This window comes from Kribbella hippodromi (genome assembly GCF_039531045.1).
GTDB lineage: Bacteria > Actinomycetota > Actinomycetes > Propionibacteriales > Kribbellaceae > Kribbella > Kribbella hippodromi.
Map to the genome: position 1 here is coordinate 124817 of NZ_BAAAPH010000004.1, position 22568 is coordinate 147384.

Consider the following 22568-nt stretch of genomic DNA (forward strand, 5'->3'; position numbering starts at 1 on the left):
TACCTAGGGTGAGAGTGTGGGTGAGAACGGGCGAAAGGCCGAGGTTTCGCTAGGAGACGGCGGCCCGCAGTGCGACCCGGACGCACTCGATGGTGGTGGTGACGTCGGCCTCGGTGGTGGCCGCGTTGAGGCGGCGGTCCCCGGTCGGGAACGCCGGCTCGAGGACGCCCTGCGCAAGCAGGGAGGCGTGGTAGCGCCCGTACATCTCCGCGTCGGACTGCATCGCCTCGCGGAAGTTGGTGGGAAGCTCCGGCCGGAAGTACACGCACCACTCCGACCCGAGGCCGGCGACGGTCGCCGGGGCGCCGGCTTCGGCGATGGCGTCGGCGATCCCGGCGCGCAGCTGCTCGCCGCGCGCATGCAGCGTGCTGAAGATGTCGTCGCTCTCCATGATCTGCAGCGTCTTGTTGCCTGCGGCAAGCGCATACGGCGAGGCGTTGTAGGTGCCGTCGATCGTCGCCTCGGTCTTGCTGTAGGCGCCGAGGTGACCCATCAGCGCGTCGATCCCGGCGAGACCGGCCAGCGAGTACCCGTTGGCGACGGCCTTGCCGAAGGCGGTCAGGTCGGGTGTGACCCCGCAGATCGTCTGGTAGCCGCCGATCGCCGCCCGGAAGCCGGTCTTCACCTCGTCCATCACCATCACCACGCCGTGGCTCGTGCACAGCTCGCGGAGCAGTTCGAGGAAGCCGGGCACGGCCGGTACGCAGCCGAAGCTGTGCACGTATCCCTCGGTGAACGCCGCGGCCAACTGCTCGCCGTACTCGTCGAAGGCGGCGCGCAAGCCGGCTGCGTCGTTCCACTCCACGACCACGACGTCGGCGACGACCGCCGGGTGCAGCCCGCCGCCGTTCGGGGTGTTCAGCGCGGAGGTCTCGCTGAGGTCCTTGCGCGAGCTGCCGACGGCGACGTGGTCGTTCCAGCCGTGGTACGAGCCGTGGAACTTGAGGATCTTGAGGCGTCCCGTCGCGGCCCGGGCGACGTGGACCGCGTGCATGGTCGCGTCAGTGCCCGACGTACAGAAGGCGACCTTGTCGGCCGACGGCATCACCGCGCAGATCCGCTCGGCGAGCTCGGCCTCTCCGGCCTGCGGGCCGACCCCGGTCAGGTCGCAGGTGTTCGCCGCCGTGAGCACCGCCTCGTTGACCCGCGGATCACTGTGGCCGAGCACGATCGGGCCCCAGGCGTTGAGGTAGTCGACGTACTGCCGGCCCTCCTGGTCCCAGACGTAGGCACCTCGGGTGCGGACGATGACCTGCTGCCAGCCGACGCGGTGGCCGGACGACACTCCCCGGGGTACGACGGCCTCGGCGCGCCGCCAGCTCGCGGACTGGCCGGAGGGCTCGGTCTTGACGGGCTGCTCAGAGACTGTGGACACGGTCGGCGACTCCTTCGGACGAGGACACGGATGCGGATGCGGACGGGGATGCGGACACGGATGTCGACGGGGCCAGGTCGGCGAGCAGCGCGGCGCTCAACCGCTCGGCCACCATCACAACGGGCAGGTGGGTGTTGGCGGCGGGCACCTCGGGCATGACCGAGCAGTCGATCACCCGCACGTTGGCGAGGCCGTGGACCCGGCCGCGCTGGTCGACAACGGCGCCGGGGTCGTCCGCCGTACCCATCCGGGCCGTGCCGACGGCATGGAAGTAGTCGCCGATCGAGGAGGTCAGCCAGGCGTTGTACACGTCCGGGTCGTCGAGGGCGGCGACCGGCGTACCTGCCGCGTCGATGAACGCCGCCTCGACGATCTCCTGGAACGGCGCGGTCTCGAGCAGCCGGCGAGCGACGCCGACGGCCTCCCGCATGACCTGGCGATCGCGTTCGGTGGTGAGCATCCGCTCGGCGATCACCGGCGGCCCGGTCGGGTCGTCACGGTTCAGCCGGACCTCACCGGTGGAGGTCACCGTCATCACAGCGGCCATCACCACCGCGTGGTGCGCGGGCGTCGACTCCGAGAGCGCGCCCTGCATGGGCAGCACATGGATATCACCCTCCGCGCGGCTGGATGAGGTGCGTACGACGGCATTGATGCAGGGCTGTCCATCGCGGACCTCGCGGACGCTGGGACGCAGGGCGAGCAGCAGCGAGGCCGCCGGGTGGTCCTGAAGGCCCTTGCCGACGCCGGGACGGCTGCAGCCACTACGTAGGAGGATCGCGGGCGTCTCGATCGCACCCGCGGCGAGCACTACCTGGTCGGCGTACACCTTGGTGCCGTCGAGCAGGACGACGCCAACGACGGCGTCCCCCTCGCGCAGCAGTCGATCGACCTTCGCCTCAGTACGGAGGACGACCGCGCCGCGCTCGAGCACTGGTCGCAGATAGACCGCGGCGCTGGAGCGACGGCCGATCGCGTCCGCGTTGCGCCAGAGCGTGCCGCCACCGTCGTCGGGGGTGAGCGTGTCGACGCCGGTCGCCATGCCAAGCGCACCGGCCGCGTCGACAAGGGCCCGGTCCATCGGCGTGTACTCGTCGGCGGGCGTGGCGATCAGGTCACGCGCCAGCCGTACGAAGGTCGGTTCGACACGCTCCCACGACCACTCGTCGAGGCCGTAGTGCTCGGCCCAGCGGTCGTAGTCGCGCGGCAGCCCGGGGAGGGCAAGCATCGCGTTGACCGACGACGAGCCGCCCACGCCGCGGCCGCGGTGGTACTGCCGCGGCGCATCCCCGGCGAGTCGGGTGGCTGCCAGAGCCGGGTCGAATGCCTCCGGCGATGCCATCGCGTCCATCCAGTTGGCGGACGCGAGCCGGGTTTCGGTGGCCGTGCCTGCCCAGTCCGGGCCGGCCTCGACCAGTTCGACCTCGTGCTCCGCGGACAGCCGCGCCGCGACCACGCAGCCGGCGCTGCCGGCTCCGACGACGATGATCCGTGCCATCTTCTTCCTCTCCTTCCTCGCGCTGCGGGTGTGGGTCAGCTCGCCGGCGGCACGAAGAAGTGTGGGTTGAGCAGCATCAGGTCCTCGCGGCTCAGCTCGGCGAGAGAGCCGCGGCCGATGCCGAACATCGTCTCGCGGATGCCGTTCCGCAGGATCTGCAGCACTTCGTGGACGCCGTCCGCACCGCCGACCGCGAGGCCGTAGAGGAAGGCGCGTCCGACGAAGACCGCGCGGGCGCCGAGCGCGAGCGCCTTGACGACGTCCGAGCCGCGGCGGATGCCGCCGTCCAGGGTGACGTCGACCTGGTCGCCGACCGCGTCGACGATGCTCGGCAGGTAGCGCAGCGGGGACGGGCTGCCGTCGATGTTGTTGCCGCCGTGATTGGACAGGCCGATCGCGTCCGCACCCAGGTCGACGCAGAGCTTGGCGTCCTTGATCGTGTTGATGCCCTTGACCATGAACTGACCGCCCCACAGGTCGCGCAGCCACTTGACGTCGTCCCAGGTCGGCGGCGGGGTGGCCTCGAAGCGCGACCACGCGGCCCCGAAGTACGGCGTCGACCCGTCGAGCTCGAACAGGTTCGGGACCTTGAGCTCGGGGATCCGGCCGCGACGCAGGTAACTGCCGAACCAGAGCGGCCGCGACAGCGCTTCGGGTGCGAGCTCGAGCATCGTACGCAGCTTCAGGTCACTGGGCGGCGCGGGCGGTACGCCCCAGTCGCGACGCGGGGTGTGCGACCAGTCGAGGGTGACGATGAGCGCCTTCGCGCCGGCGGCGCGGGCCGCCTCGACCCGGGCCTCGATCTCGGCCTTGGTGCCCACCCAGTAGAGCTGGAAGATCGTCTTGCCGTTGGCGCGGGTGACGTCGGCGACGGGGTCGGAGGCCCACGAGCTGAGGCCGACCGCCGTACCGGCGCGGGCCGCGGCGCGAGCCACGCCGACCTCGCCGTCGGGGTGGATCGCCTGGGCACCGACCGGTGAGATGACGACCGGGAAGTCGAGGTCGAGGCCGAGCAGCGAGGTCTTCAGGTCGATCCGCGTCGGGCGGTCGAAGACGGTGGGCGAGAAGCCCAGCTCGTTGAAGGCGCGGAGGTTTTCGTCCAGGGTCCAGCCCTGCTCGTTGCCGGCCTTGACCGCCAGCCACACCGCACGCGGCAGACGGCGCTTGGCCAGTCTTTCGGCCTCTGCCAGGTTGCGGAAGCGGCTGCGCTTGCTCATCAGGACTCCTTCGGCGTAGTGCGATGTGCATCACCGTAAGACTGAAATGTTTCTTACGGCAATAGCTCCAGGCGACCTTCTTGTAACGGTCATGCCAGGTTGCCCAGGGTCACCATGCGAGGATCCAACCGAGAGCAGATTCGTAACGGGTATTGCAGAATCAATCATTTAGTCCGATTCTGTAACCTGTATGCCACGCCGTCCCGCGGCCGTGCGTACGCCTGCCTCCCGATCGAAAAGGTGGACGATGACTACCGACCAGACGCTGTTCGTCGCGACCAGCGACCTTGCCGGCCAGCTGCGCGGACGCTCGGTCCCCGCGTCCGCGACGGAGTCCGTGCTGCGGCGCGGGGTCGGCTGGGTGCCGGCCGATCTCGCCATCACCGCGTTCGGGACGATCGCCGCCAACGTCTTCGGGTCGACCGGCGACCTCAGGCTGATGCCCGACGTCTCGACCCGGATCGAGATCCCCGCCCGCGGCGCCGACCCCGGCGTGTCCCTGGTACTCGCCGTCCAGACCGAGCCCGACGGCACGCCCTGGAACTGCTGCCCCCGTACCTTCGCGCGCCGTGCACTCGACGACCTGCGCGCCGCGACCGGGCTGGAGGTCACCGCCTCCTTCGAGCACGAGTTCATGGTCGGCGGCCTGCCCTCGACCGCGCCGTTCTCCTTCGCCCGGCACCGCAGTATCGAACCTTTCGGCTCCGAGCTCGTCGCACTGCTCGCACAGGCCGGGTTGCAGCCCGAGACCTGGCTGCCTGAGTACGGCGCCGACCAGTTCGAGATCACCCTCGAGCCGGCCCCAGGCCTGGTCGCCGCCGACCGCGCGGTGCTGCTGAAGGAACTGGTCCGCGACCTCGCCCGCCGGCACGGCCGGTCGGTCACCTTCGCACCGCTGGCCCACCCCGACGGCAGCGGGAACGGCGTCCACGTGCACCTCTCGTTGCAGACCTCCGACGGCGCCTCGGCACTGTACGACGCCGAGGCCGAGGCGGGCCTGACCGACATCGGCCGCCGCTTCGCTGCCGGCATCCTGGCTCACGCCCGGGCGCTGCTCGCATTCACCGCGCCCAGCCCGGTGTCGTACCTCCGGCTCACCCCGCACCGGTGGAGCGCCGGCGGTGTGTTCCTCGCCGAGCGCAACCGCGAGGCGCTGCTGCGGATCTGCCCGACCAGCACCGTCGGCGGCGGAGACCCGTCGCACCAGTACAACCTCGAGTTCCGCGCCTCAGACGCGACCGCCAACCCGTGGCTGACCCTCGGCGTACTGATCCGCGCCGGCCTGGCCGGGATCACGGGCGATTATCCCGACCCGACCGTCTGGCCCGAGTCGGTCACCGAGGCCGAGCTGGCCGGCGTACCGCAACTGCCCAAGGATCTCGGCGAGGCGCTCGACGACCTCGCCGCCGACCGGGTGGTCACCGGCTGGTTCGACCCTGCTCTGCTCGACACCCATGTTGCCGTCAAGCGAGCCGAGATCGAGGCCGTGTCCGAGCTGGACGACGTCGACCGCTGCGCGAGGTTCGCCGATGTCTACTGACTCCTACCCCGAGCTCGCCGAGGCGGTCGCCGGCGTTCGTTTGGTCGACCACCACGTGCACTCTTGCCTAGCGCAACCAGTTGACCTACCCGCCTTCGGCGACCTGCTCACCGAATCGGACCGGCCTGCGCCCGCGGGCACGTCGCCCTTCGACAGCCAGGTCGCGTTCGCCGTACGCCGCCACTGCGCACCGCTGCTCGGCCTCGACCCGCACGCCCCCATCGAGGAGTACGTCGCCGCCCGCGCCGCGCTCCGCACCGATGAGGTCGACCGTCGGCTGCTCGGCGCCGCCGGTGTCGATCGGTGGCTGATCGACACCGGCTTCCGCGGCGACGCGTTGGTCGACCTCCAAGCCTTCGGCGCGCGGGTCCCCGGCGCGTACGTCGAGGAGGTCGTCCGGCTCGAGACCGTGCTCGAGCAGGTGGCCCGCGATGGCGACGCCGCCGGCCTGGAGGAGCGCTTCCGCACCGCGCTCTGCACGGCAGCGGGCGGCGCCGCCGGGCTGAAGTCGGTGATCGCCTACCGGTACGGCTTCGAGTTCGACCCGAGCCGTCCGTCCGCAGCCGAGATCCGCACGGCCTCGTCCCGCTGGCTCACCAGGCTCGATCGCGACGATGCAGCGGCCCGCGTCGACGATCCGGTGCTGCTGCGGATGCTGCTCTGGTACGGAGTCGACACCGGACTCCCCCTCCAGCTGCATGCCGGCTTCGGCGACCCAGACCTCGACCTGCGCCGCTGCGACCCGCTGCTCCTCGCCGCCTGGCTCCGGCTGGTCGAACCGTCGGGCAGCAACGTGATGCTGCTGCACTGCTACCCCTTCCACCGGCAGGCGGGCTTCCTGGCTCAGGCGTTCCCACACGTTTATCTCGACGTCGGCCTCGCGGTGAACTACACCGGCGCAGCCTCCCCGGCCGTGCTGGCCGAGGCGCTCGAGCTCGCGCCCTTCGGCAAAGTGCTGTACTCCTCCGACGCCTGGGGCCCCGCCGAACTGCACCTGCTCGGCGCCGTGCTCTGGCGGCACGGGATGACCGAGGTTCTCACCCGCTGGGTACGCGCCGGCGAGTGGTCGGTCGCGGATGCCATCCGCGTCGCGCGGCTGATCGGCCGGGACAACGCCGAGCGGGTGTACGGGGGTCGTCGTGGCTGAGCGCAATATCTGGGCCCTTCTCGACCAGCACCTCGTCGACGCGGCGGTGCTTCGCCGTACGCTGCACCAGCAGCCGGAGTTGTCCGGCGACGAGTCTCTTACCCGCGACCTGGTACTGGAAGCGCTGCCCGGCACCGCGACGCCGACGAAGGTCGCCGAGACCGGCGCCGTGCTGCGGATCGGTGGCCCCGGGCCATGCATCGGCATCCGCGGCGAGATGGACGCGCTGCCGGTGACCGAGCGATCCGGGGTTCCCTGGGCCTCACGGAACCCCGGCGTGATGCACGCCTGCGGTCACGACGTACATCTGGCCGCGCTGGCCGCGGTCGCGCGGACAGTCCAGGACATCGGCGTACCGGTGCCGCTGCTCGTCGTTCTCCAGCCGCGCGAGGAGACGTACCCGTCCGGCGCGAAGGACATCGCGGAGCACGGCGTCCTCGACACCGAGGACTGCGCGGTGATGATCGGCGCCCACCTCCAGCCGGCGCTGCCGGCGGGCGTCGTGGCTTGCGTGCCGGGCGGAGTGAACGCGTCGTCGGACGAGTTCGAGATCGTCGTCCGCGGCGAGTCCGGCCACGCTGCCTACCCGCACCTGGCCGACGACTCGCTGCTCGCGCTCGCGGAGACCGTCGTCGCGCTGCAGAGTGTGGTCAGCCGATCGGTCGACCCGATGCGCTCCGCCGTCGTCGGTGTCTCGTCCTTCCAGGCGGGGCAGGCCGCGAACGTCGTCCCGGACGTGGCCCGCGCGACCGGCACCATCCGTGCGCTCGCCCCGGAGACCCGCGCGCTGCTGCACGAACGGATCGTGGCAGTGTCGGAGAACGTGGCCCGGGCGCACGGCTGCGAGGCCAAGGTCCGGATCACCGTCGGCGAGCCGGTCCTCGAGAACGACCCGCGCCTGGTCGAGATGATTTCCGCCCAGCTGACGGCCCAGAACATTCCCGTGTCGACCGACCTGCGCTCACTCGGCGCCGACGACTTCTCCTACTTCGCCGAACGGATGCCGTCGACCATGATGTTCGTCGGCAGCGAGGGCAACACCTCGCTGCATGCACCGACCTTCCTGCCGACCGACACCGACCTCCGCGCAGTCGCCCAGGCCCTACTCGCCGGCTACCTCGGCGCCACCACACTCCTCACGGGTACGCCAAGCCGACGCAACACTGAGTGAGCTCGGCATACATCTCCGCGCCGGTAGGCTGACCTGGGCGCAGGCGGTGCGACAACAACGAGGTGTGATGTTTACGGAGTTTTTGCGGGATCAGGCGTTTGGGATTGCCTGGCTTTCGCTGATGGCCGCCGGCTGGTTCGGCTGGTCGCAGGAGGACCCGAAGCCGAGTCTTCGCGGCGTCCTGGGAGCCGGATCGATCATCGGGACCTTGCTCGCGATCGCGTTCGGAATACTGGCGTGGCGTCATTGGTCGTCACCAACCGCGCTCGAAGGCGACTATTGGGTATTCGGCCTCATTGTGCTGGCCGAGGCCGTGACAATCGGTGGTGGCTGCGTCGTACTCGGGCGACGTAACAGTCGCGGTGGTTCGGCTGGTGGATCGCGCTGTGCGTGGCAATACATTTCATCCCGCTCGCAGTGATATTCGGCGACTGGTCCTACTTCGTACTCTGTCTCGTGCAGGTGACCGGTCTCGTGCTGATGATTCGCGTACTGAGACGCGCCGAGTATGCAACGAGCCGATGGGCCTGCCCGTGGATAGCGGCGACTTTTCTGCTCTTCGCACTGGTCTCTGCCATCGTCTTCCTGCTTCGCCACGGCTACCCGTACTGGAGGTAACGCCAGGGAAACGGGCGGGTGGGTTCGATTGGGGCGGTATCAGTGGCGAACCTCAAGGGGCCCGGAATGACAGAGCAGTCTCGTCGAACGTTCGTACAGCGGTTGGGTTTGGTCGCCGGCGCCACGGCCGTGCTGCCTGTAGTCGGCACACCGGCGTCCGCGGTGGCCGGTCTCGACCCGGACAAGCTGTTCAAGTCGGGCCGGTTCGCCGAGGCTGACCGGGCGTACACACAAGTCCTGCGCGGCGACCCGTCGAATACTCACGCGACCGCTCAGCGCGGGTATGTCGCCCTCCTGTCCAACAACTTCGCCGCCGCCGACGGTTCCTGTTCGACACCGGGGCAACGTCATTGAGCCTCTCGATGCAGGTCGCCGAGGAAGCCGGACTGCGCGCCGTGTCCACCGGGCGCGGGCAGGCCGGCGGGCAAACCTTCACCACGGACCCACATCTTCTACCACTTCCTCACCACCCTGGACTACGCGAACCAGAGGCTGACCCTCCGCCGAAAGACCGCCGACCCGACAGAAGCCAAGGCCGCCGGGGTGAAACCGCTCCCGTTGTGGCTGGCCGGAGATCACTTTCCCTTCACCCTGGGCAGCATCAACGGCAACGGTCCCAGAGTGGTCGCGATGGACACCGGCGGCGCCGGCGGAAACAGCCTCGCCATGACCGAGACGATGGCAAAGAGCCTGCGGGTACGCGTGGACTACGACCGCCCTACCTCGGTCAACCGCATCCCTGCCTACCCGTGCTACCCCACCGAGGCCCGCCTCGGCACCGCGACGGCCCAAGGCGTCTACAGCATCGCCCGCACCCAGCCCGCCGGCTATGAACGACTGGGCTTCGACCCCGCCGCCAACTTCACCCACGCATTCTTCAAACCCCTCGCCCTGACCTTCGACTTCACCGCGATGCGCTTCTACATCTCCCGCCCCTGACGGGCCCCACGCATCGATCGGGTTCGATTTATTGAAGCAACGTCGGGTGTGGTTCGACCAGTACATAGTGGGACAGCGTTTCCGTTGCGTACGGAGGACTCGTGAATCATCGATGGAAGACCCTGGTCGCCGCGGTGGCGGTGGTGGTTGTTGTAGGGGCGTCGCCGGTTGCGGTGGCGCATCCTGTCGCGGGGCATGCTGGTGCGGCGCCGCCTGGGGCGGCGCGGGTAGGCGGGAAGGCGGTGACGTCGACGATAACCTTGGTGACTGGTGACCGCATTACTGTGACCAGTCGGGCCGGGCAGCGTGACAAGGTCGGCTTCTTGCCGGGGCCGGGGGGTGGCCGGGCGTCGAGTTTCGTGACCAGCTACTCGGGCGGTCACACGATCGTCGTACCTTCCGCGGCGTTCGCCGACCTTCGCTCCGGGCGGCTCGACCCGTCGCTGTTCGACCTGACCACGTTGATCGCCGAGGGACGCGACGACGCGCACTCCAAGACCTTGCCGGTGATTGTCGAGTACGCCGGCAAGGCGCAGCCGAGTCTTCGCGGTACGAAGAACACCCGCGCGCTGACCAGTATCGATGCCCGATCGGCGGTCGTGGACAAGGGCAAGGCCCGGGACTTCTGGTCGTCGCTGGCGCCGTCGAAAGCACGGGTTGCAGCGTCGATCCGGCGCGTCACGCTCGACCACAGGGTCCACGCGAGCACCGCTTGGAGCGTGCCGCAGATCGGCGCTCCGGCCGCGTGGCAGCGTGGTTACACCGGCAAGGGTGTGAAGATCGCCGTTCTCGACACCGGCATCGACCCGAACCACCCTGATCTCAAAGGCCGGATCGCCGCTACCCAGAACTTCTCGGAGGCAGCGGACACCACGGATCATTACGGCCACGGTACGCACGTTGCCGGGATCGCGGCCGGCAACGGCGCCGCGTCCGGCGGCAAGTATACAGGCGTCGCCCCGGACGCGACGCTGCTGAACGGCAAGGTGCTCGGCGACGACGGCTTCGGGAGCTTTTCGGGCATCATCGCCGGTATGGAGTGGGCGGTTCAGCAAGGCGCCTCGGTGGTCAATCTGAGTCTCGGCGGCGAACCGAGTGACGGCACCGATGAGCTCTCGACCGCTCTCAACCGCCTCAGCCGCAGCAGCGGCGCGCTCTTCGTGGTTGCCGCCGGCAACTGTGGTGGACCGGGCAAGGAACAGGTCAGCTCGCCCGCGGCGGCCGACGACGCAGTTGCCGTCGGCAACCTCACCCGAGACGGCGCACTCAATCCGACGTCCTGTCGCGGGCCTCGGCTCAAGGACGGCGCGCTCAAACCCGAGATCTCCGCGCCAGGCACCGACATCATCGCCGCCCGCGCGGCCGGTACGGACCTCGGTACGCCGATCGACGCCAACTACACCACGCTCTCGGGCACTTCGATGGCCACACCGCACGTGGCCGGTACGGCAGCCCTGATCGCCCAAGCCCATCCGGACTGGAAGGCACCGCAACTCAAAGCCCGCCTGATGTCCACGGCTGATCCGCAAGGCGCCCGAGTCGACGAGGAGGGTGCCGGGCGCGTCGACGCCGACCAGGCGACCGCGGCTGATCTCACCGTTGACGCGGGCGAACTCGAGCTCGGCACGCTGACCTGGCCCTACCCCGCCAAAGACACGGTCATGCGCAAACTCACGTACCACAACCCGACGACTGCTCCGGTCACGGTGCAGCTCGCCGCTTCGATGGAGCCAACCACAGCCGCGCCGACGCTCAGTACGACCCAGCTTGTCGTGCCGGCAGAAGGCGACGCGAGTGTCACAGTGACCGCTGACCGCAAGGCGGCAGGCGCGGGCATGTTCTCCGGGCGGATCACCGCGACCGCACCTGGCGCCGATCCGCTCGTCACCACCTTCGGCTGGTACGCCGAGCAGGAGCGTTACTCGCTCACCGTCCACGGCATCACCAAGGACGGGCGGCCGGCGACCGGCCAGCTGAGCGTCGCTCGCCTGGACGGACCGGTGCAGATCCCGGTGCAGGACCTCATCTACCGCGACGGAACGGCGACCCTGCGACTCCCACCCGGCCGGTACGTCGTCACCAGTGCGTTCGATGAGACCGCGACCGACACGACCATCGGTGGCTTCACGCTCGCCGCCACGAACGAGTTCACGCTGTCCCGCTCGGACACGATCACGTTCGACGGCAGAAAGGCCCAGCCAGTGGAGCAGTCCGTCAAGGGCCGGAAGGATCTGATGCCCACCGGCCGCTCTGTGGACTACTTGATCCGTACTTCCGCGGGCGTACCCGCCGGAGGTTTCGCCGTCACCGTTCCGACCGGCAATCCTCAGGTTGCGCTCGCTGTCCCCGGCGGCGCCGTAACAACAGGCAAGTCGGAGTTTGCCATGCACTCCCGGCTGGAGGTTCCGCCCTTCCGCGCCCGGACCGTCGGTGGGCCGGAGCTCGAGGTACGCGACGTGTTCGAGGCGCCACGGTTCACCGGAACCCGCCGCCTCGTGCCGGTCGACGCGGGTACGGGGCAACCGAACGAGCTCGCGAACGTCAAGGGCAAGCTGGCCCTGATCGCCATACCGGACTCCGAGGAACGAATCGTCGGCGACGTGGTCAAGGCAGCTCAGGACGCCGGCGCGGCGGCGGTCATGCTGTACAACCCGGACCGGCCCGGCGTCGAAGCGTACGACCGCGGCTGGGTCTATCTCGGTACGGACAAGGTGACGGTACCGACGATGCGGATCAGCCGCGCGACCGCGAAAACATTGAGCGCTCAGAGCAAGCCGATCGACCTCGTGGGCGTCGCCAACTCGCCGTACGTGTACCAGCTGATGCAAACTACCGCCGGGCGGATCCCGACGCGGACCCAAGCTGTGGTGACGCCTGACCAGCTCGCGACCGTGCACGAGACGTTCGGCGCGAACATCAAGGGGACCGAGACCTCGGAAGAGCGCCTCGGAACCACACCAGACGGTGCCACGATCGGCAACTACTACCTTCGGACATTTCCCGTACCCTCCACACGGACGTCCTACGTCCAGGCGAGCTCGACCAAATGGTCGAGCGATGTTTACTACAACAACGCCACCGGGCCGGCCGTCGCGGGATACTCGTTGCCGCGAACCTTCCGGCCTGGTGAGCAGGTCACGGAGCGCTGGATGGCGCCGGTGCTGGTCAGCGGAATCCAGAACGGACCGAGCCTGGACGGCGGCTTCGCCGGATGGTACGACGGCAACTTCGTCTTCCAGGTCAGCCCGTTCCTGCATCAGCAGGAGTTCAGCACCTCGGCGTTCAACGACGGCTCGAAGCTCGTGCTGGAACGGAACGGTGAGCAGGTCGGATCGGCTGACGACACCTCGTTGTGGACCGAACTGCCGGACGGCGCGGCAAAGTTCCGGGCGACAGTGACCACCAGCCGGGACTTCGACTTCTGGAAGTACTCGACCAAGGTCCGATCGACCTGGACCTGGACGTCGAAGGGCGGCAAGAGCGAGGTGATGCCGATCATCACGGCCGATGTCGATCTGCCGGCCGCCGACGGCCTCGGTCAGGTCCGCGTCGGACGGCCGGTGGCGATCGCGGTCGGCTTCCGGCACCAAGCCGGTTCGGTCACGAGCCGCTTCACCGCCGCGAGTCTCGAGCAGTCGTACGACGGTACGACCTGGACGTCCTTGCCGTTGACCAGGACGAGCGACGGTAAGTACACCACGACCATCACCCATCCGGTCTCAGCCGCCGGAAAGGCGCCGTCGTTGCGACTGACCGGCGCCGATGCCGATGGCAACACTGTGCAACAGGAAGTGACCCAGGCGTACGGCCTGAAATAGCTCGACCCGTTGGGCGTCGGCCACCGACGCCCAACGGGCGCTCGCGCGTGTGGACTCGGCTGGAGCTGCGGCTGGTCTCCCGCTGTCCTAGGTTAGGCAGGGTGCCGATAATCGAGGTCGCTGAGCTGAGCAAGGACTTTCGCAAGCCGCAGCCGACGACGGGCCGGCTCGCCGGTGTCCGGCAACTGTGGGCCCCACGACGCACCGTGCGAGCGGTCGACCGGGTTGGATTCACCGTCGATCGAGGGGAAATGATCGGCTACTTGGGCGCCAACGGTGCCGGCAAGTCCACCACGATCAAGATGCTCACCGGAATCGTCGTACCCACCTCGGGCACGGTGCGGGTCAACGGCTTGGTGCCGTGGGAGAACCGCAAAAAGCACGCCCATAATATCGGCGTGGTTTTCGGGCAGAAGACCCAATTGTGGTTCGACCTCCCGCTGCGCGTTTCGCTGGAGACCATTCGCGATCTCTATCGGGTCAGCGCGACCGAGTACGCCGCCCGAATCGACGAGTTCGACGAAGTACTGCAACTCAAGGACTTCCTGGACACGCCGATCCGGTCGCTGTCGCTGGGGCAGCGGATGCGCGGAGATCTTGCCGGCGCCATGCTGCATCGCCCTCAGGTGTTGTACCTGGACGAGCCAACGGTGGGTCTCGATGTTGTCGCGAAACAAGCCCTTCGCGACTTCATCGCGGAGCAGAACCGGACACATTCCACGACAGTGATGATCACCACGCACGACATGGACGACATCGAGCAGTTGTGTCGGCGGATCGTACTGATCGACCGCGGCCGGGTTGTCTACGACGGTGACCTCAGCACTTTGAAACGCCGGTATCTGCCTTTCCGGGAAGTGGTGATCACTCCGGCAGAGCGCGCGAACCCGGCGCTGATCACGGCGCAGCGGGCTGACCGGCTGGAGAATGCGGACGGGACGATTTCACTTCGCTTCGACCCCGAACAGACCAGTGCCGCGGCCGTGATCGCGCAAGCCGCCGCGGTCACCGAGATCGCCGATCTGCACGTTAACGAGCCCAAACTCGAAGATGTCGTTCGCCTGATCTATGCCGAGGCCGAAAGGTGATCGGCGTACGGCCCCATTGGATCACGCCGTGGTCGATGATCAGGCTTGGCGCCAAGAACGCGCTGTACTTCCGGGCGAACGTCATATTGTCGACAGTTTCGGTCGCATTCCAAACAGTCCTGCTTGTGACCGTGTGGCGTGCGGTCTATTCCGGGCGCGGTCACGTTGCGGGGGTCAGTGCGGCCGATGCGGTCAGCTATGCGGTGATTGCCATGTTGCTCTGGCACATCGCAGTACCCTGGCAACTGTCGTCGATCCCCGCGCGAGTACGCGAGGGAACCATTGCGACGGACCTCATCCGTCCGGTCGGCGTGGTGGGACAGAGCCTCCTGCAGTCCGTGGGCGGGACTGTCGGCGCGATCCCCGGTGCGGTGGTCGGCCTGGCCATCGCCGTGGCACTGGGTGGCCTGACACCGCCGGCCACCGCAGCTGCGCTGCTCGGATTCCTGCTCACCAGTGCGCTCGGCTGGCTGCTCGCGACGATGCTGAATCTCGCGGTGTCGATGGTGGCGTTCTGGACAACTGATACTCGCGGACCGTTCTATGTCTACCGGGCAATCGCCAGCTTTGCCTCCGGCGCCTTGGTCCCGCTGTGGTTCATCCCATCGCCGCTGCGCCCAGTTCTCGATGCGCTGCCGTTCGGATTGCAAGTCTTTGCACCGTTGCAACTCTGGCACGGACAGGCGCCGCTCGGCGGACTGTGGGGCGTCCTTGCGGCGCAGGCCGGCTGGTTGGTTGCCATCGCGGGAATCGTCGCCTTGATAACTTGGCGGGCCTTGCGCAAGGTGGTGATCAACGGTGGCTGATCTGCTCCGGGACTTCCGCATCCTGCTCCGAGTGGCCTGGTTGACCGAGCTCGAACACAAGGCCAATCTCTTCATTTCCATCGTCGGCGCGCTGGCCTTCAACGCCGGGCAGCTTCTCTTCATCGGCGTACTGCTGCACGCTTTCGGGTCCATCGCCGGCTGGAATCCCGCCGAGATGATGGTGCTGTTCGGCATCCGAATGGCGAGTCACAGCGTGTACGCCTTCTTCTTCCGCAGGATGATCGACGTCGACCTCGTGGTGCACACCGGGGAGTTCGACCGCTACCTGCTACGGCCGGCCAATCCGTTCTTGCAGCTCTTGATGCGCCGCTTCAATCTGCAGCAGTTCGGCGATGTGATCATTGCCGTTGCGATTCTGGCACTCGCGCTGCCGCAAGCCTCGGTATCTTGGCATCCGCTACTCGCGTTGTGGCTTGTCATCGCGATCGCTGCCGGCGGAATGCTGGAGGGCGGTCTTCAACTCGCCCGCGGCGCCCTGGCTTTTCGACTCCAGAACACGCAGTCGCTGGCGGGTTTGATCGATGCCATCTTCGGGACCTACGGCAACTTCCCGTTGCAGGTCTTCGGCACGGCCGGAGCTGTCCTTTTCACACTTTTCATCCCGTTGGCCTTCGTCGCGTGGATTCCAGCCGCCATGATCACCGGACGGGCGGACTCATTGTGGTTTCCAGCGTGGCTGGGATGGCTCAGCCCCGCAGCAGGTGTGTTGTGCTTGGCGGCGAGCATCGCCTTCTTCAACCGACAGTCCCGGCACTATTCCAGCCCCGGTTCATGAGCGCCGATACGGTCCAGGGTGGCCGCCCCGTAAGCGATCGCCATCGCTTACGGGGCACCAGGTCAACCCCCGCCGAACTACCTCGGCACCAGCCACAACTGCCACGGGTCCTCGGCAGCCGGACCGACGGCCGTGCAGTAGTACCTGGACCAGTCCCTCGGTCGGGTTTCGAGTTGCCATCTGCCCTGGCCCAAGCAGTGTTCGAGGGATGAGTAATAGCCACCGGACTGCGGCGGCCCGCCCGCCTGGGCCGGCGTAACCACCGCAACCGAAGCGGCGGCAGTCGCAAGCAGCATGGTCCCGGCGGTGAATACTCTTCGGCTCTTCATATAGCTGTACCCGTCTGTAGGCAGTCCGACTACCCCAGCAAAACCGCCCACCCCACCCCCAAACCACCCTTTCGAAACCCGTCGAACAGTCCCCCACCAGCTCACCGCGTACCGATCACCCGACCCGCCCGCGCCAGCACCAAGTTGCTGGTACTGCCAAACGTGACCGCCGCATCGGCCATCTCGATCCGGAATACCAGGTCAAACCGGGCCGGCGTGGACTTGATCACGACGTCACCGTTGGTGTTCGTCGTGTACGTCGCTCCTTGGGTGAACGGCGGGTCGCCACGAAACGGCGACTCGTGGAACCACGTCGTACCAGCGGCGCCGGCCCACGGGACCATCTTGTTGGTCGCCGCGTCGTAGCGAGTGACGTGGAACGTGATCGTCGTCGTCCCGGTGACAGCGTCCCAGACGCCGGTGCCGGTTACGGCTGACTTGAACCGTACGTCGGTGGTGGGCTGGTTGAAGGCGACGTCCGGCCGGTCGACCGGATCGGTCACCTTCCAAGTCCACGTCCCCATCGGATCATTGCTGTAGACATCGCTGAGCGCCGTGCTCCGCTGGAGGAACCAAGCGTCGGTTGTGAGGGTGTTACCGACGCTCGCCACCCAGGTCACTTTCGAAGGCGCGCCCGCGGTACAACTGCGGGTCGGGCTGAACTGCAGGAAGGGCTTGTCGACCACGATCCGGGCCGGCGGGGTCAGCGTGCAGCTCAGCGCCGGGTCTTCGGCACTGGTCGCATTGCTGAGACCAGCCGTCCCCAGGACGGCGGCCAGTCCGGCCGCGACTATCAGCGCGAACGTTCCGCCGCGCCGCGGTCGTTTCAGAACTCGGGTTCCCATGAGGAGATCCAATTCATCCGGTCGTTCACGTATTCGAGACGGTAGTCGGCGCTGGTTCCCGCGTACGCGGCCAGCGTCGAGGTCAGCAGGCCGGTCATCGTTCCGTCCGGCGCTGCCGGCTGCGGCCCGTCCTCCGGGCTGACGTTCCAGACCTTGCCGACGTCCACTGTGTCGGCCATCAGGAAGTCACCACTGCCGTTGGTGGCGAAGGGAAACGCCTCGATGCCGGCACGTCGGCACCAACCGACGGGCCAGTTGCCCTGCTCGGCCACGACATCGAGCGGCAACCACTCCCACCAGGCTGGGAAGACGAAGAACCCAGGGTGTCCAGGACCTTCCGGATGCGCGCCGTCGTGCATTCGGTACAGCTCGACGAGCGCCTCGGGGGTCCGTACGCCGAGGTGGCGGGCTGTGTCGGCCAGCTGATGTTCCGGCGGTGCTGGTCGCAGCTCGGTCGCCGCCGGCGGCTGGCGGAGCAGCACCTCCCAGAACGCGGCCCACAGATCGGGTGTGCTCAATCCTCCCCCTCGGCACATTCGGGCTCTTCCGGTGGCTCGGGATACGTCGGCCCGTCGAAGATGTCGACCTGGAACTCGTCGTTCTCGAGTACTCGGTCCTTCACCAGCCACCTGCCCATCCAGCAGCCCGACCGGCGGTTGTCACGATAGTTGATGTACTTCACCGAGAAGTCGTAGTTGGGCAGCGGTGGAGCGAGGGAGCCTTCCAGGGTGCTGGCGAACGGGTACTCGTCGCAGTCGGTGTCCGGCGGCTTGATCGGGACTGCTGCCTCGCAAGCCTTCCTCGACGCGTTCCGCTGGGCTTCCTTCAGGGCGTCGTTCCAGTGCCGGTGCAGGTTCGTCGCGATCGTCTTGGTTCCGTTCTCCGGAGGCACCGGGTCGGTCGAGTTCGGGTTCTCCTGCGCCTGCCGGATGTGCTGCGACGACTGCGTGATCCCGGCGTCGTTGATGTTGAACCGCAAGTGCGGCAGGGTCGGGAAGACGCACGCCTCCTTCTTGAACTCCCTCCGGGTCAGCTGCGCGGAGTCACACCGCCAGCTGGTGCCGAACTCCTGGACGCCACCGATCTGCTGGTCGACCTGCTGGCCACCGGTGGTCGTGGTGAAGTAGTACGGGAACCGGAACCGGCCGGTGTCTCTGCTGATCGGGTTGGTACTGGTCGGCATCCTGGGTGACTGCATCGTGAACGTCAGGCCGATCGAGGCCAGATCCCGCAGCCCGATGCTCTGCCGGGTCGTCGGAGTGATCGAGCACGCCGCGGGCAACTTGTCAGTCGAGCAGCTCGGTGTCATCGAGATCACCGCGATATCGGCGAGCACACCACGCCGGGGCGGCACGTGAATCTCGTCCGCCTTGAAGGTCACCGTGACTGTCCGGCCGTCCTCCGACGACCGGGCCATCATCGTCATCCGGAACATCAGCGTCCCGAGCGGATAGATCTGGTTGGGCGCCCAGAACGTGACGCCGTGCTGTTTCCACGCACAGAACTGGAAGTGGTTCACGACCCGCCCACCGGTGGACGAGTTCGTGGTCTCCCCCAGGCTGCCTTCTTTTTGACAGTCCTCGTCGGTCCAGTTGGTGAAGTCCTCGTACGGTCGTGGGCGGTCTGCTTCGGCCAGGGACTTCGACTGGCCGCGGTCGGTCTGGGACGGGGTCGGCGTCGGGTTGCTGGCGAGCGCCTGCTGGGCAGCCGTTGCCATCAACCCCAACGCGAGAACAAGAGACAACAGGGACAGCGATCTGAAACGCCTCACCGAAGAGCCCCCAGGATGGTGTTGTGTGCGCCCGTAGGCGCTGTGCATCCGCACCATCGGCGCCGCCGAGACTCGCGTTACCGGCTTTGCAGCAACCTGCAGACCTTGTTGACTGGCTGACTCCACCACCCGACAATCTGCCGGCAGGGCCGCGGTGCCGAATTGCAGCTTCTGGCAGTAGTTGTGGCGGGGTTAGTACATGACCAGACCGGCTGAGACGTTGAGGTCGGTGCCGGTGATGGCGGTGGAGTGGGGGGAGGCCAGGAAGGCGACGGTGGCGGCTACGTCGTCGGGGGTGACGAAGCGTTGGAGGGGTACGTCGTCGAGCATTTGGGTTCGTAGTTGTGCTGGGTCTTCGCCGTGAAGTTCGGCTTGGGCCTCGATGACCCAGTCGAGGCGTGGTCCGGTGACGAAGCCTGGGGAGACGACGTTGACTCGTACGCCGTGTGGTCCGCATTCGAGGGCGAGGGTGCGGGCCAGGCCGACCAGGGCGAGCTTCGAGGCTGCGTACGGGGTCCTTCCGGCGAGCGGGCGTTTGCCGGTCATCGAACCGACGAGGATCGCGCTGCCGCTTCCGCGTTCGACCATCTGGGGAAGGAACGCCCGGAGGGTGAGAAAGGTACCGGTGACGTTCACCGTGAGGGTCTCGTTCCAACTGTCCAGGTCGAGGGACCACAGCGGGCCGGAAGGGCCGCCGATGCCGCTGTTGCAGACGACGACATCCGGCGCGCCGAAGATGTCCGACGTCTGGCGGCCGAACGACTGCACTGATTGCTCATCGCTGATGTCGACCGGTACGACGTGGGCGAACGTGCGGCCCACGCGTGCTGTCTCGTTCCGGGCGTGGCCAATCAACTCGGCTGTCTCGCGGAGCGCGGCCTCGTCCCGGCCGCCGAGCACGACGTCCGCGCCGTCAGCTGCCAGGCGGAGGGCGATCGCCCTGCCGATACCACGTCCGGCGCCGGTCACGACCGCCTTCATACCTCCGCCTCCTCGACGACCGCCTTCGTGGCCGCCTTCATGACCGCGTTCGTGACCGCGTTCATGACGCTGCCTCGAGAAGTCGCTTGTACAGCACGTCCCTGCGGGCGGTCAGTTCCCGCAACTCGTCCGCGGTGTAGTTCAGAAAGCCGGCGCCGCTCTTCACCCCGAGGCGGCCGTCCTCGACAAGGCGGCTGACCATCGGCGGTACCTCAAATCGCTCGCCGTACGCCTCGTGGAGCACCGTGAAGATGGCGTGGTACACGTCCAGCCCGGCCATGTCCGCGACCGCGAACGGGCCGAACGCCGGCAAGCGGACACCGATCGTCCGGCGAACCAGGATGTCCAGGTCCTCGGCCGTGATGACGCCTTCCTCGACGCACGCCAGCGCTTCGCGGAAGAGCGCCAGCTGAAGACGGTTGGCGACGAACCCGACGCAGCTTCCGACCTCGATCGGCTCCTTGCCGGCGGACCGCAACAAGGCCACCAGCGTCGCCGTGACTTCCGGATCTGTCTGCTCGGTGCCGGCGACCTCAACACCCGGGATCGTCTCGGCCGGGTTGAAGAAATGCGCGGCCAGGAACCGGGAAGGGTGCGAGAGCGCGCCCGCCAGCCGGTCGAGTGGCAGCGACGAGGTGTTCGTCGCCACGATCGCCGCCGGCGCAGCGTTCTCGCTCACCCCGGCCAGCACCTCGAGCTTCAGCGGGAGCTGCTCCGGGACGGCCTCGAACACGACTTCAGCGCCGCGAACAGCCGCCCCGAGATCGTGCGTCCCGCCGATCGTCCCGGTGACATCACCACCGTGCCGCCGGGCGCGATCGCGAACGGCGGTGACACAGCCCTCGATCCGATCGACGGCATCGACAACCGTCACTTCATGCGAGGCCGCCGCCATCACCGCGGCAATCCCCTGCCCCATCGTGCCGGCCCCAAGCACAGCGATCCTCATCATTATCTCCCATATATCGAAGATATATTCGCCAATCCGCAGACAACACGGTACGGCTCGCAACCTCGGGCGGCAAGGTTGACCTCAAGTAAAGTTGAGGTTATTGGGTGGTCTCGCCGGCAACTGGAAGAACGATCGAGAGGACCACCCGCATGAGCTCACCCGCAGAGTCGATCGCCGTTGTGTCACGGGCAGCCTCGCGGCGTACGCTGCCGGTCGTACTGACCGGGGTCGCGCTGGTGGCGATGTCGATTTCGGGTACGGCGATCGCCTTGCCGAGCATCGGAACTGACCTGGAGACGGCCGGATCGGCACTGAACTGGGCCGTCGCCGGGTACAACCTTGCCTTCGCGGCGATGACCTTGGTGGCCGGCGCGGCCGCCGATCGCGCGGGCCGCCGGCGCGTTTTCGTCATCGCGGCCGCACTGTTCACCGGCGGCTTCCTGGCCACCGCGTTCGCGCCCACGATCGAGGTTCTCGACGCGGCTCGCATTGTCTCGGGGATCGGTGGTGCTGGGGTCATGGCCGCGGGTGGCGCCCTCCTGGCGTCCGCGTACGACGGCGCGGCACTGAACCGGGCGTTCGCGCTGATGGGCACCATGGCTGGGGTGGGTATCGCCACCGGTCCGACGCTGGTCGGCGGGCTGGTCGATCTGACCGGATGGCGCGGGAGCTTCGGCGTCTTCGCCGGCGTCGCCGCGATCATCGCCGGGGCCGCGACGCGGCTGGCCGAATCACGTGATGAGAGGGCACGGACCGACTGGATCGGAAGCGGTCTGTTTGTGGCCACGCTTACCGCGGTCATGTTCGCCTTGCTCGAAGGCCCTGGGTACGGCTGGGGCCATCCGATGGTCATCGCCGGTTTCGGGGTCGGCATCGCCGGGTCGGTGGTGTTCGCGGTCGCCCAGCGCCGCAGCTCCGCACCGGTACTCGCACCAGAGCTCGTCGGCAACCGGCGATTCATGGCATGGTGCCTGGCCACGCTGACGACCTCGATCGGATTCCTCGGCGTACTGGTCTTCTTGCCGACCTACTTGCAAGCCGCTGCCGGGCACAACCCGGTGACGGCAGGCCTTGTCATGCTGTTGCTGACAGCACCGGTACTCGTCACGCCGATCTTCGCCGCGATGCTGGTCAACCGCGGCAGCTCGCCCCGGTTCCTGATCATGATCGCTCTCATTCTGGTCGTCGCGGGCAATGTGGGACTGCTCGTACTGAGACCCGAGAACACAACCGTGCTCGTAGCCATCCCGTTGCTGCTCATCGGGATCGGCATGGGAGCCTCGTTCGGCATCACCGACGGGCAGGCGATGGCGCTGGTTCCCGCACGGCTGGTGGGAACCGCCGCCGGGTTCCTCAACACCTTGCGAGCCGCCGAGGCCCTCGTGATCGCCGGATTCAGCGCAGCTCTCCTCGGGTTCCTGACCAGCGCACTACAAGATTCGCAGCATGCGGCCGATGTCGCGGCCGGCCACCTCACCACAGCCAACGATCCCGGTCGCGCCGTCGAGATCGACGCGTTCACCAGTTCCTGGCACCGCACCCAACTCGGCGTCGGCGCCCTGTGCCTCCTCCTGACCGCCGCCGTCGCCCTCCTCGTCTTCACACGCTCGCACGGAAAGGACACCCACATCCAAGAGGCCTGACGGCACCCGCTGAGCCCGGTGTTGGCGCCGGGCT

The 22568-nt window shown here is 67.6% G+C and carries 19 protein-coding genes; 11 read left to right on the forward strand and 8 right to left on the reverse strand.

Going from position 1 to position 22568, the window contains the following annotated elements; all coding sequences use genetic code 11:
- Positions 1-49: 49 nt before the first annotated feature.
- Genes ABD260_RS07535 through mftD form a run of 3 tightly spaced genes read right to left on the reverse strand, consistent with a single transcriptional unit; the run spans position 50 to position 4090 of the window.
- Positions 50-1375, reverse strand: a complete 1326-nt coding sequence (locus tag ABD260_RS07535) for an aspartate aminotransferase family protein (RefSeq protein WP_344232629.1) — start codon at positions 1373-1375, stop codon at positions 50-52.
- The gene (locus ABD260_RS07540; protein ID WP_344232630.1) at positions 1359-2873 is read right to left on the reverse strand and encodes a GMC family oxidoreductase; all 1515 of its coding nucleotides are present in this window, start codon (positions 2871-2873) and stop codon (positions 1359-1361) included. The genes ABD260_RS07535 and ABD260_RS07540 overlap by 17 nt, the downstream gene beginning before the upstream one ends.
- Before the next feature lie 35 nt (positions 2874-2908).
- Entirely contained in the window at positions 2909-4090 is a 1182-nt protein-coding gene (gene mftD / locus ABD260_RS07545; protein WP_344232631.1) for a pre-mycofactocin synthase MftD, read from the reverse strand.
- Positions 4091-4337: 247 nt separating this feature from the next.
- Between mftD and ABD260_RS07550 the strand changes: the two genes are divergently transcribed.
- The 10 genes from ABD260_RS07550 (at position 4338) to ABD260_RS07595 (ending at position 16013) form a co-directional block, all read left to right on the forward strand.
- Positions 4338-5630 (forward strand): glutamine synthetase family protein, encoded by a 1293-nt coding sequence (locus tag ABD260_RS07550; protein ID WP_344232632.1) that lies wholly within the window; start codon positions 4338-4340, stop codon positions 5628-5630.
- The gene (locus ABD260_RS07555; RefSeq protein ID WP_344232633.1) at positions 5620-6777 is read left to right on the forward strand and encodes an amidohydrolase family protein; all 1158 of its coding nucleotides are present in this window, start codon (positions 5620-5622) and stop codon (positions 6775-6777) included. The genes ABD260_RS07550 and ABD260_RS07555 overlap by 11 nt, the downstream gene beginning before the upstream one ends.
- Positions 6770-7948: a M20 metallopeptidase family protein gene (locus ABD260_RS07560; RefSeq protein ID WP_344232634.1), complete on the forward strand. Its 1179-nt coding sequence runs from the start codon at positions 6770-6772 to the stop codon at positions 7946-7948. Before ABD260_RS07555 ends, ABD260_RS07560 begins: the two co-directional genes overlap by 8 nt.
- Before the next feature lie 67 nt (positions 7949-8015).
- Positions 8016-8369 carry a hypothetical protein gene (locus ABD260_RS07565; protein ID WP_344232635.1) on the forward strand — a complete coding sequence of 118 codons (354 nt, stop codon included), beginning with the start codon at positions 8016-8018 and terminating at the stop codon, positions 8367-8369.
- A 263-nt stretch (positions 8370-8632) separates the two neighbouring features.
- A complete protein-coding gene (locus tag ABD260_RS07570) occupies positions 8633-8920 on the forward strand; it encodes a tetratricopeptide repeat protein (RefSeq protein WP_344232636.1) in 288 nt (95 codons plus the stop codon).
- 189 nt (positions 8921-9109) lie between these two features.
- Positions 9110-9505, forward strand: coding sequence for a hypothetical protein (locus ABD260_RS07575; protein WP_344232637.1), 396 nt, complete (start codon positions 9110-9112; stop codon positions 9503-9505).
- Positions 9506-9606: 101 nt separating this feature from the next.
- Complete coding sequence (locus tag ABD260_RS07580) at positions 9607-13323, forward strand: S8 family peptidase (RefSeq protein ID WP_344232638.1); 3717 nt, start codon at positions 9607-9609, stop codon at positions 13321-13323.
- A 101-nt stretch (positions 13324-13424) separates the two neighbouring features.
- Positions 13425-14411 carry an ABC transporter ATP-binding protein gene (locus ABD260_RS07585; protein ID WP_344232639.1) on the forward strand — a complete coding sequence of 329 codons (987 nt, stop codon included), beginning with the start codon at positions 13425-13427 and terminating at the stop codon, positions 14409-14411.
- The gene (locus ABD260_RS07590; protein ID WP_344232640.1) at positions 14408-15217 is read left to right on the forward strand and encodes an ABC transporter permease; all 810 of its coding nucleotides are present in this window, start codon (positions 14408-14410) and stop codon (positions 15215-15217) included. The genes ABD260_RS07585 and ABD260_RS07590 overlap by 4 nt, the downstream gene beginning before the upstream one ends.
- On the forward strand, positions 15210-16013 hold the full coding sequence (locus ABD260_RS07595) for an ABC transporter permease (protein ID WP_344232641.1): 804 nt from the start codon (positions 15210-15212) through the stop codon (positions 16011-16013). The genes ABD260_RS07590 and ABD260_RS07595 overlap by 8 nt, the downstream gene beginning before the upstream one ends.
- Positions 16014-16443: 430 nt before the next feature.
- Here the strand turns inward: ABD260_RS07595 and ABD260_RS07600 are convergent, their stop codons facing one another.
- From ABD260_RS07600 to ABD260_RS07620, 5 genes are all read right to left on the reverse strand, one after another.
- Positions 16444-17187 (reverse strand): hypothetical protein, encoded by a 744-nt coding sequence (locus ABD260_RS07600; protein WP_344232642.1) that lies wholly within the window; start codon positions 17185-17187, stop codon positions 16444-16446.
- Positions 17169-17705, reverse strand: a complete 537-nt coding sequence (locus tag ABD260_RS07605) for an SMI1/KNR4 family protein (RefSeq protein ID WP_344232643.1) — start codon at positions 17703-17705, stop codon at positions 17169-17171. Before ABD260_RS07605 ends, ABD260_RS07600 begins: the two co-directional genes overlap by 19 nt.
- On the reverse strand, positions 17702-18904 hold the full coding sequence (locus tag ABD260_RS07610; RefSeq protein ID WP_344232644.1) for a NucA/NucB deoxyribonuclease domain-containing protein: 1203 nt from the start codon (positions 18902-18904) through the stop codon (positions 17702-17704). Before ABD260_RS07610 ends, ABD260_RS07605 begins: the two co-directional genes overlap by 4 nt.
- A 246-nt stretch (positions 18905-19150) precedes the next feature.
- Positions 19151-19939: an SDR family NAD(P)-dependent oxidoreductase gene (locus ABD260_RS07615; RefSeq protein WP_344232645.1), complete on the reverse strand. Its 789-nt coding sequence runs from the start codon at positions 19937-19939 to the stop codon at positions 19151-19153.
- Positions 19940-20000: 61 nt separating this feature from the next.
- Entirely contained in the window at positions 20001-20888 is an 888-nt protein-coding gene (locus tag ABD260_RS07620) for a 3-hydroxyacyl-CoA dehydrogenase family protein (RefSeq protein ID WP_344232646.1), read from the reverse strand.
- 152 nt (positions 20889-21040) lie between these two features.
- On the opposite strand from ABD260_RS07620, the gene ABD260_RS07625 reads away from it, so the two are divergent.
- Entirely contained in the window at positions 21041-22534 is a 1494-nt protein-coding gene (locus ABD260_RS07625) for an MFS transporter (RefSeq protein ID WP_344232647.1), read from the forward strand.
- Positions 22535-22568 lie beyond the last annotated feature (34 nt).